Genomic DNA, 440 nt, shown 5'->3' with positions numbered 1-440 from the left:
ACTGTAGGTGGTCAAAAGCTAGATCTATCAGCCTTGACAGCAGATACAGGCTCAATTACAATAAATTTTGAACAATAAAGGTTTTATATGAAAAAAGAAAATATTCCAAATGCATTGACGATAGGTAGGATTTTGGTAATCCCAATTTTTATCTTGTTACTGACCGTTTGGGATTCAACAATTAGTCATGTCTTAGCAGCACTTATTTTTGCATTAGCTAGTATTACGGATTATCTAGACGGCTACTTGGCTCGTAAATGGCAGGTTGTAACAAACTTTGGAAAATTTGCGGATCCGATGGCAGATAAGATTTTGGTGATGACAGCATTTATCATGCTTGTAGAGCTTGGCTTTGCTCCAGCTTGGGTAGTTGCAATTATTATTTGTCGTGAATTGGCAGTGACAGGTCTTCGTCTACTCTTGGTGGAAAATGGAGGAAC

General features: G+C 38.0%; 1 protein-coding gene. It reads left to right on the top strand.

Annotated elements, in window-relative coordinates; all coding sequences use genetic code 11:
* Positions 1 to 87 precede the first annotated feature (87 nt).
* On the top strand, positions 88 to 440 hold a 353-nt coding region (gene pgsA / locus E4T71_RS08985), incomplete at its 3' end, for a CDP-diacylglycerol--glycerol-3-phosphate 3-phosphatidyltransferase (RefSeq protein WP_135038977.1).

The organism is Streptococcus sp. WM07 (assembly GCF_004570525.1).
GTDB lineage: Bacteria > Bacillota > Bacilli > Lactobacillales > Streptococcaceae > Streptococcus.
This window is presented reverse-complemented; position numbering and strand designations above follow the sequence as displayed.